Origin of the sequence: Flagellimonas oceanensis, assembly GCF_003992595.1 — a bacterium.
In the GTDB taxonomy this organism is placed as follows: Bacteria; Bacteroidota; Bacteroidia; order Flavobacteriales; family Flavobacteriaceae; genus Flagellimonas; species Flagellimonas oceanensis.
The window spans coordinates 1-8,944 of sequence record NZ_RZNA01000020.1; the positions used below are offsets into that span (position 1 = coordinate 1).

Sequence of the window (8,944 nt, forward strand, 5' to 3'; positions counted from 1 at the left end):
CTTTTTGTTTATACAGCGGTGAGCAAACTGATGCACTTGGACATCTTTGAAATGCGGTTGGAACGGATGCCCTATATATCCCCCTATGCTTCTTTGATCTCATGGGTCGTGCCTTTTCTGGAATTGGTCATTGCTGGTCTATTGTGGTTTCGTAGATATCAAATCATAGCATTTTACGCCAGTTTTATTCTTTTGGGGGTATTCACCATCTATATCATTATAGTTCTTAGGTACAGCGAATCCATCCCCTGTTCCTGTGGCGGGGTCATATCGGCCTTGGGATGGAAGGACCATATCCTATTGAATATCTCTTTTATGTTCCTTGCCTTATTGGGAATCCTTTGGTCCAAGAAACAATATAATATGCAAACACATCAAAATACTGTGCAGTAGGGGATGCCGAAAACCTAGAAAAGAGTAGGCATTAACTTTTATACTTAGTATTATGAAATCTAATTTTTTAAAACTTGTTTTACCGGCCTTTGCCATTTTGTTGGCGGTCGGCTTGGCATTTGCCACAGAGGCTCCATCAGCTGATGCTGATAGAGTGGCCTATTACAAACCGCTCAACGAGCCTTGGCAAACTATCATGGTTGAGGAAGCCTGTTTTCAAGGGGGCAATGAAAATTGTGAATACTTGGGTTACCAGTTGTATGAATCTGATGATATCACAAGTACGCAATTAAGCAAGCCTTAGAACTTGAATGCTTTCCTTACAAAAAAGAAGCCGTCTCATTTCACAGAATGGGGCGGTTTTTTAATTTGGTGTCTTAGACCTCTTAATTTTCCTATTTTGGTGAAGGGATAAATTTTCCAAGTGGCCCTATGCCGCTTTTTTGCGCATATTATGGGCCAATGCGTGCAATCCGAACTCCAATTCCACCTTTTTGATTCCTTTATGGGTAAATCGTTTGAAGTTACGGTTCGATTTGATATGACCGAACACCGGTTCCACATCCGCGGTCCGTCTTTTTCGCCTTTCTATGCCCTCTTCGCTGGTGAGCCTTTTCCTGACGGCCTCTTTGTGACGTTCCAGTTGGTGGTTGCGCTCTACTTTTCGGTTGTATTTTGACTTATGGCACATTCCGCGCAGTGAGCAGCCCTGGCAGTTCCTGGCCTGGTAAATACTGGTTGTTTGCCGGTAACCGGATTTGGTGGTCCTTTTCTGATCGTGTGTTCGCTCCATATGCTGTCCCATCGGGCATACGTAATAGTCACCTTCCGCATTATAGTGTAGGTTATTTCTGTTAAAATCGTCCTTTCCATTTTTCTTTTTCTTGGATTTGTAGGTCTGTTCCTCTTTGTCAAAGGTGCTGTACTTCACGTAGCCCTCGATTCCCACATTTTCAAGGTACCCATAGTTCTGCTCACTGCCGTAGCCGGCATCGGCGGTCAGGTTTTCGGGGAGTGCCCCGTAAAGGTGTTCATAGGTCTGCAGGTGCGGTTTGAGCGTGTGGATGTCATTGGTGGTCTGGTGGAGACTGTAATGGATGATAAACTGTGACTCGGAACTGATCTGTACGTTGTAACCGGGCTTGAGCTGCCCGTTCTGCATATGGTCCTCTTTCATCCGCATGAAGGTGGCGTCGGGATCGGTCTTGCTGTAACTGTTGCGCCCGGCCAGTAGCGCTTCCTGGCCTTCGTACTTTTCTATATTGGCGGGAAAGTGCTTTTCAATGTACCGTGCTTTGGCCCTCTGTTTGCTGCCGACCCCGGGGTTTCCCTTGAGTATTTTATTGATCTTTTGGGCGGTCCTTTCCACTTTCTTCCTGTCCATTTTCGTGAAGTCCGGTGGTGTTGGATCCTTGTCCTCTTCATCGGCCACGCTCTGGGCGTACTGCCAAAGCTCTTCCAGCTGTTCTGACATTTTCTCCCTGCGCGTTTTGATGGCATTGCCCCATACAAAGGTGTACCGACCTGCCATAGACTCTATCTTGGTGCCATCGGTAAAGACTCCCTTAAGGGTGACCAGTCCTTCCTCGGCCAGGAGCAGTACCACCTGCTTGAAGATATCCTTGAAGATGGTCTTGAGTTTTTTGCTACGGAAACGGGCGATGGTGTTGTGATCGGCTACCTGTCGGGCGGACAGCCACATATAATTGATGTTCTCGCGCATGGCCTTTTCGATCTTCCTGGAGGAGTAGGTGTTGTCCATATAAGCATAGACCATTACCTTGAGCATCATTTTGGGGTGGTAGCTCGGTTTACCCTCCCGGCTGTACTCTGCAACGAGCAACCCTAGGTCAAGTTGTTCGATCACCCCATTGACCACACGCACCGGATGGTTCTGTGGGATCAGTTCTTCTATGCTGGGTGGAAAAAGCCAATTTTGCTGTTGGTTGTAATCTTGAAAATTGGTATTCATACGTCTGGTTATCAGACTATAATTTACGCTAAATACAGGATGAAAACAAGCAAATGCTCCTGTATATTCAATAAAAAAGCTGTCCCGGTTATGAGACAGCTTCTTTTCACTAATTCAAATAGACCATGACAAGTGACCTTAGTCATCTTGGATGGAATTCGTTGGAGTCACTAACAATGCAGTATTGATTTTTTCGAGACACAATCGCCAATGGCCCAATGTGTCGACATTTCTATTCCTTCTCATGCCTTTTTCAATCTCTGTTTTCAAATCCATCAATTGTATGAGCAATAGGCCTTTTGAATAGTCAGAATGCACAAAGAATTGGTTTTCAATTTCCATAATGCTCCTTTCCTGTCCCAACATAGCTATTATAGTATCGATATAGGCCCTTTGAATTTCCTGTTTCCTGCGATCAACATGACCGAAACTTTCCCATATCTCTTTGAACAAACCATCTTGCAAATACCTTAGATATGCTTTGACCAATCCTTTATTCCCCGAGACTTCCTCCAGATGCTCCATTCGTTTTATCCTACGGGCCCTAAGCAGGTCGATGATTAACTTTTGTTGGTAGTGCAAGACCAGGTCTGGGAAGGTGGAATATCTGTTTTTGGTATGGAAATCGGGTTCTACCAACCAATCCGGAGGGGCAAAAGCATGTGTCAAAAGAAAATCCAAGGCTTCCATTTGGTCCTTCCAAGGAATGGAAGTGTACATGTTCCCCGGTTGACTCATGGCTTTGTAATGGATATCATACCCCCCTATAAGGGTCGAAACATGTACCATATGATTGTACCACAATTCCAGGGTCTTTTCATATAATCGATTCAAGCGTCCATTATCATTTTGATCGTTCGTGACATCAGGTAATAGGTCGATCACACGTTCTATATTTTTTAAGGCCAATCCTGTACTACGGACCGGATCGTTGGTCTCAACCACCTCATTGGAGGCTGTGGGTCCAATAACCTCCATCTGGTTCCGATTGAACCGGTACCAAGGCACCGAATCCTGCCATCGGACCATCCGTTCCAAAGCAGCTTTCTCCTGCTGGGGAGTTGTCCCCTCGGGAAATTCCGTATAGGCCCATTTGATGTTATACCTATCGGTGGGCCCCACATGTCTTAACAACAACGAAGGGGGTACACTATCCGAGGGCTGGGGAATGTTTGAGGGCCTGGTATAGTTCATTACACTTGGGGTATACCCCATGGTGCGCAACCAAGTGCTGTCGCCCATTTTATCCCATGGGTACCGATACTCCCCAAAATTGGCATCCATGATTCCAAAAACATGTCCTGCTTCGTGGGCCGTTATCGCTTGGAACAGTTCGCCAATGAGTTCATCGGGAAAGGGGAAACGCTGCGCCCTATTGTCCAATGGGGCAGCCCGGACAAAGTAAGCCTCCATTACAGTCCGCACTGATGCCCCCATAAAAATGTCGCCACGTAGAATTTCCCCGGACCTCAAATCAATAATATGGCCAAGGGTTCCTCCATAATCCTCATATTCCCAACCTCTCATATATTTTTTTTGGTTCCAGTGCACTACGTTGGAATGGATACTATGAGCCGTCCATTCGTCCAAACTGTCCAATTCCTTGACCACAAGGGCGTCCTTGAATCCCGCGGACTCAAATGCGGGCACCCACTCTTCAATCCCTGCCTTGATATAGGATCGCCATTTTTTGGGGACCTCTGGGGAAATCAAAAACGAAATAGGTTTAACGGGAACGCTGATATTTTGATCCTTGAATTTTTTTTCCAACCGCCAACGGGTGATATTGGCCAATCCATTTTGTTGGCCGAACCTAACCCCCATCTTCCCGTCGGGATAGAAGCCCATGCGATAATCAAACCTTCTGGCTTTCATTGGTGACCCCAAGGCACAGAACCCAAAATAGAGGGGAACCGAAGCTTTGGAATTCCTCCTGATCATGCCCCTTCGGGCCTTGATAATTACCTCCCCGTCCAAATCCTTGGTGCCCATTAAGACCGACAATCGGGGCACCGGGTTTCCAAAGGAAACTCCCAGTCCTTGGGGCCATTCCAATTCTTGGTTCAAAATGAGGTCGGTGATATTGATACAATGGCCACCGGGTAAAGCCAGTTCCCTTTCCATGGGAAATATGGCCAGGATATTGTCCTTCAGGTCAATCCCTTCCTTGAACGGTATAATGATTCCTGCAGTGGAGGCAACGGCCTGTTGCTTCAACAGTATCTTGTCATGGAGTTTCGACCATACCACTTGCATGGCACTTCGCCTCATATTGTCATGGCAAGTAAAAAGCATCGGCTTGTCCAATAGCGAATCTGGGATGTTCAAATAGAGTTGCCCCCCTTGGATAAAAGAGGTCAAGAAAGGTTCTTGTTCAATGGTTTCAACAATTGAACCATTCATTACAGCTCCTTTGATTGGGTCAAGGGCATATCCCCAACACTGTAGAGACAACAAACAGATAAGGATTAAGTTTCTCATATTTTGGATTTACTTTGGGTTTGGAATCGGAACCCTCCCCGTTTTGAGGGAATAGGGTATCGTTGCTATGTAATGTGATAAACTCAATAGCCCGGGTTCTGTGGCAATAAGTTGGGGTTGGTGTCCAATTCGCTCTCTGGGATTGGCAGCCGTACATCCGTGGCTTTCCAATTCGGTTTGAATTGTCCCAAGATTTCGTCCGCTTTCCCCAATCGTTTAAGGTCAAACCATCGATGTCCCTGCTCTGTAAAAAGTTCAAACCTGCGTTCATTAATGATAGCATCCAAAATCTCGTTCTGTGTACTGGCCATGGTATTGGCCAAACCTGCCCGGTTCCGAATGGCGTTCAAATCACTTTGAGCTCCGACAATATCACCCAACCTAATCCTGGCTTCTGCACGGATCAACATTTGTTCGGCAGATCGAAAAAGAATGGAATATTCCAAGGCTTCATTTTCATTGATACCAGCCTTGTATTTATGGGCATAGTAATAGGTAACAGTATTGTCCATATCTGAAATACCATTGACCCATTGGTCCCTTCGCAAGTCATCCGCTTCAAAAGCATTTAGAAGATCATTTGTTAGCGCATAGGTCTGGCCTGGAACACTCTGGATGATGAGCTGTTCGGCCTCACGGGTATTTTTCGGAGATTCATTGTCCGCCTTTAGTTGCCAAATCGTTTCTTGGGAACCCTTGAGAAAAACTTGATTCAAGTCGGACTCCAGGGGAAAGTCGTCGATCAGTTCGGTTGCCATTGCTGCAGCCTCTTCCCAGTATCCAATATAAAGGTGCATTCGCGCCAATAAGGCCTTGACCACATTTTGGTCAGGATAAATACGTTCATCGGAAACAGGTGCAGTCCCTTCCAACAAAACCAATGCGGCTTCAAGGTCTGCTATGATAAGATCATTTACCTCGTCCACATCCGTTCGGACAACCGTATTGGTTTTCAAGTAGTCCGTGGTCTCGACATAGGGCACGTCCCCAAAAACTGATACCAATAAACTGTGCAAATAGGCCCTGATAAACAAGGCCTGACCCTTGAAGCTGTTCTTTTCTACCGTGGTCAGCCCATCCGTACCATCCACTCCCTTGATTATATCATTGGCCCCATAAATGAGATGGTATGCCTGTCGCCACCATTCCAAGACGGCCCCATTCCCCGGGAGTACATTATGTTGGAAGAGTTGGACATAATCGGCGCTAAAACCATAATAATCCAATTCATCACTATAAATGCCCATCGCCGTTGTCAGGCCAAAGGCCCCCGAAACCATCCCCTGTTCGCGCATATCGTAATAAAGGTTGGCCAATGCGGACTCCACAGTGGCCGCATCATTGAACACGGTTTCGGATACCAAGGTATTTTTAGGTGGTTGCACTTCCACAAAGTCTGCACAACCCATTACCAAAATGGCTGATATTAAAAGGCATGACTTTTTAAGGGTTGGATAGGGTTTCAACAATGACCTCAATAGGGCCACATCAAGTGTATTTATATATTCTGAATGTTTCATACTGCTGTTTTATCGGTTAAAAACTAATTTGGACGCCCAAGGTTATTTGTCTCAATGGGGGCAATCGGGTGCTTGAAGGTTGCTCGGGATCGGGCCCCTCGTAATTGGTCAGTGTCCAGAGGTTCTGTCCTTGGAGATAGACTTTCATATCCAATCCGGGACGCATAGAAGGAACTTTATAGGTCAGGGATATATTCCGCAATCGGACAAAGGATGCATCGGAAATGGACGCATTGCTATCCTCTTGAAGTGACCCTAGATCCTCGCCGCCGGCTAGGCCACCCGAAGCCCTCTGGATGGGTTTCACATCCCCTGGCTCCTCCCATCGGTTGTAGAGTTCTGCAGGAGTGTTGCCCTTGTACCCAGGGGTTGCATCGAATCGTAAGGTGTTATAGGCCTTTTGTTTTTTGAACTGGAAGAGCACATCCATAGTCAGGTTGCCCAGACTTAGGGAATTTCCAAATCCACCATAAAACTTGGGGGCCAGATCTTCTATCCATTGTCGGTCCTCCGCCCTGTTGATGTCACCGTCCCCATTATAGTCCTCAAAGGTATATGCCCCTGTTTCCGGATCTACCCCAAGGGCATGATAGAGTTTAACGATGGTCAGGGGTTGGCCAATACTATAGCGATTTGCAAAAGTGGAGTTTTTCAAGCCATCAAAGGCTACAAGTTTGCTCTTGGGAACGGTCAGATTAAGGGTTGTGGACCAGTTGAACCCTTTTGATTGGATATTTACCGTACGAAGGTCCACTTCAAGCCCCGTATTCTCCACAACGGCATCGAAGTTTCCCGTCAGTTCCGCAAACCCTGTGGTCGCTGCCAAAGGAATTCCTACCAACTGATTGGAAGAACGATTGCGGTACCATGAGGTGTTGACCAACAGTCTGTCCTTGAAAAAGCCCAGTTCCAGGGCGGCTTCCAGTTTGTTGTTTTCCTCCCAACTGAAACGTGGATTGTAGATGCCCGTTGGCTCCAACACCGTAACACCGTTATAGTTATTTCCGGAAACCTGATAGGTGTCCAAAAAGCGATAGTCGCCGATGTTGTCACTTCCCGTGCTTCCATAACTTGCCCGTAGCTTACCGAAACTCAACAGGGAGCCTTCACTGAACAGGCGCTCTTTTGAAAATATCCAAGCAAGGCCTACCGCACCAAAGTTTCCGAACTGTTTTCCAGGGCCGAAGCGCGAAGAGCCGTCCCTACGGCCCGTAAGGTTGAGGATATACCGATTCAATAAGTTCACATTGATTCTTCCAAACAATGCATTGTATTTGTATTTGCCATCGGTATCTGAAAATACTTGAAGGTTTTCTGCGGCGGCAAGGTTTTCCAACAATCCATTATTGGGAAAACCCAGTCCCCTTTGCACTAACTGCTCCATGGTTTCCTCTTGGAATGTGGTTCCGACGAGAAGGTCCAGGGCAACTCCATTCCAATCCTTCCGCCAGTTCAATTGGGGTTCCACGATCCATGACACCCTTTGGGAAGCATTGGTGATCAGATGGGAATAGTTTTGCGGAGTAACCCCCAGACCCGGATTCCGTGCCGAACTGGGCATGGCCCTGTACGAATCCAAGCGGTAATCCGTGAACCCCATATTTGACCTGAATTCCAAGTTTGATGTAACCTCATAGGAAACAAGCGCATTTGAAATAAGGGTATTCGATGTGGATTTATAGGTTTCCTCCAAGGAGGCCAATGGGTTGTCCCAAGTATTGTTCTCCCAATTGATGTTCCCCTCGTCATCATAAATTCGAGGTGCATTGGGTTCCAAGGAATAGGCCTTGGAAGTAAAATCGACTGTGGGCATTTTGTTGTTCTCATTGGTGTACCCGATCGAGAGGTTGATCTTGAAGCGAGCATTCTCGGATTGATGGTTTATATTGCTACGCAGGTTTGCCTTTTGATAATTGGAATCCCCGGGAAACACGGTAGTCTCCTTTTGATAGGATCCACTGATCAAAAATTGTGTCAGGTCATTGCCGCCGGATACAGAGAGCTGTGCATTGTTCCGGTAGGAGGTTCCCCCGATGAGTTCCTTTTGCCAGTCAGTGTATCGGTTATTGTCCCATAATTTGACATCGGGCCAGAAAAAGTCAAATCCGGGATCTTCCAATAGGTCGCCGTATCCATCATTTGTAATGCCCTCCCTTCGTACTTCCAAATACTGTTCGGTGTCCATTAGGTCCAAAAAACGGGACACTTTACCAAGGGTGGTGCTCAAGTGGGCATCAAAACGTGTTTTGCCGGCCCTGCCTTTTTTGGTGGTGATCAGTACCACCCCATTGGCCCCACGGGATCCATAGATGGCTGTGGCATCAGCATCCTTGAGCACTTCAATACTCTCAATGTCGTTTGGATTGATGGCGTTTAAGGGACTGATACTGCCACCGATGATTTGGCCAGATACTCTCGATGCCCCAAGGGATTGTGAACCGAAGGGCACACCATCCACGATGAACAGGGGGTCTGTAGCACCATTGATAAAATTCCTGCCCCGCACTTCGATGTTGAAACCACCACCAGGTAGCCCAGTGGTCTGGGCAATGTTGACCCCGGACAATTGGCCTTGCAT

6 protein-coding genes are annotated in these 8,944 nt (G+C 46.8%); 2 read left to right on the top strand and 4 right to left on the bottom strand.

The window, feature by feature from the left end; translation table 11 throughout:
* Together EO132_RS06365 and EO132_RS06370 are read left to right on the top strand one after the other, a co-directional pair.
* On the top strand, positions 1 to 393 hold a 393-nt coding region (locus tag EO132_RS06365; protein WP_127137085.1), incomplete at its 5' end, for a MauE/DoxX family redox-associated membrane protein.
* A 52-nt stretch (positions 394 to 445) separates the two neighbouring features.
* Entirely contained in the window at positions 446 to 697 is a 252-nt protein-coding gene (locus EO132_RS06370) for a DUF6520 family protein (RefSeq protein ID WP_127137033.1), read from the top strand.
* Between the two features lie 126 nt (positions 698 to 823).
* Here the strand turns inward: EO132_RS06370 and EO132_RS06375 are convergent, their stop codons facing one another.
* From EO132_RS06375 to EO132_RS06390, 4 genes are all read right to left on the bottom strand, one after another.
* Positions 824 to 2,365 (bottom strand): IS1182 family transposase, encoded by a 1,542-nt coding sequence (locus EO132_RS06375; protein WP_127137086.1) that lies wholly within the window; start codon positions 2,363 to 2,365, stop codon positions 824 to 826.
* Between the two features lie 138 nt (positions 2,366 to 2,503).
* On the bottom strand, positions 2,504 to 4,846 hold the full coding sequence (locus EO132_RS06380; RefSeq protein ID WP_127137087.1) for a zinc-dependent metalloprotease: 2,343 nt from the start codon (positions 4,844 to 4,846) through the stop codon (positions 2,504 to 2,506).
* 83 nt (positions 4,847 to 4,929) lie between these two features.
* Positions 4,930 to 6,366, bottom strand: coding sequence for a RagB/SusD family nutrient uptake outer membrane protein (locus EO132_RS06385; protein WP_127137088.1), 1,437 nt, complete (start codon positions 6,364 to 6,366; stop codon positions 4,930 to 4,932).
* A gap of 16 nt (positions 6,367 to 6,382) precedes the next feature.
* Positions 6,383 to 8,944: SusC/RagA family TonB-linked outer membrane protein (locus tag EO132_RS06390; protein WP_127137089.1), on the bottom strand; the 2,562-nt coding region annotated here is incomplete at its 5' end.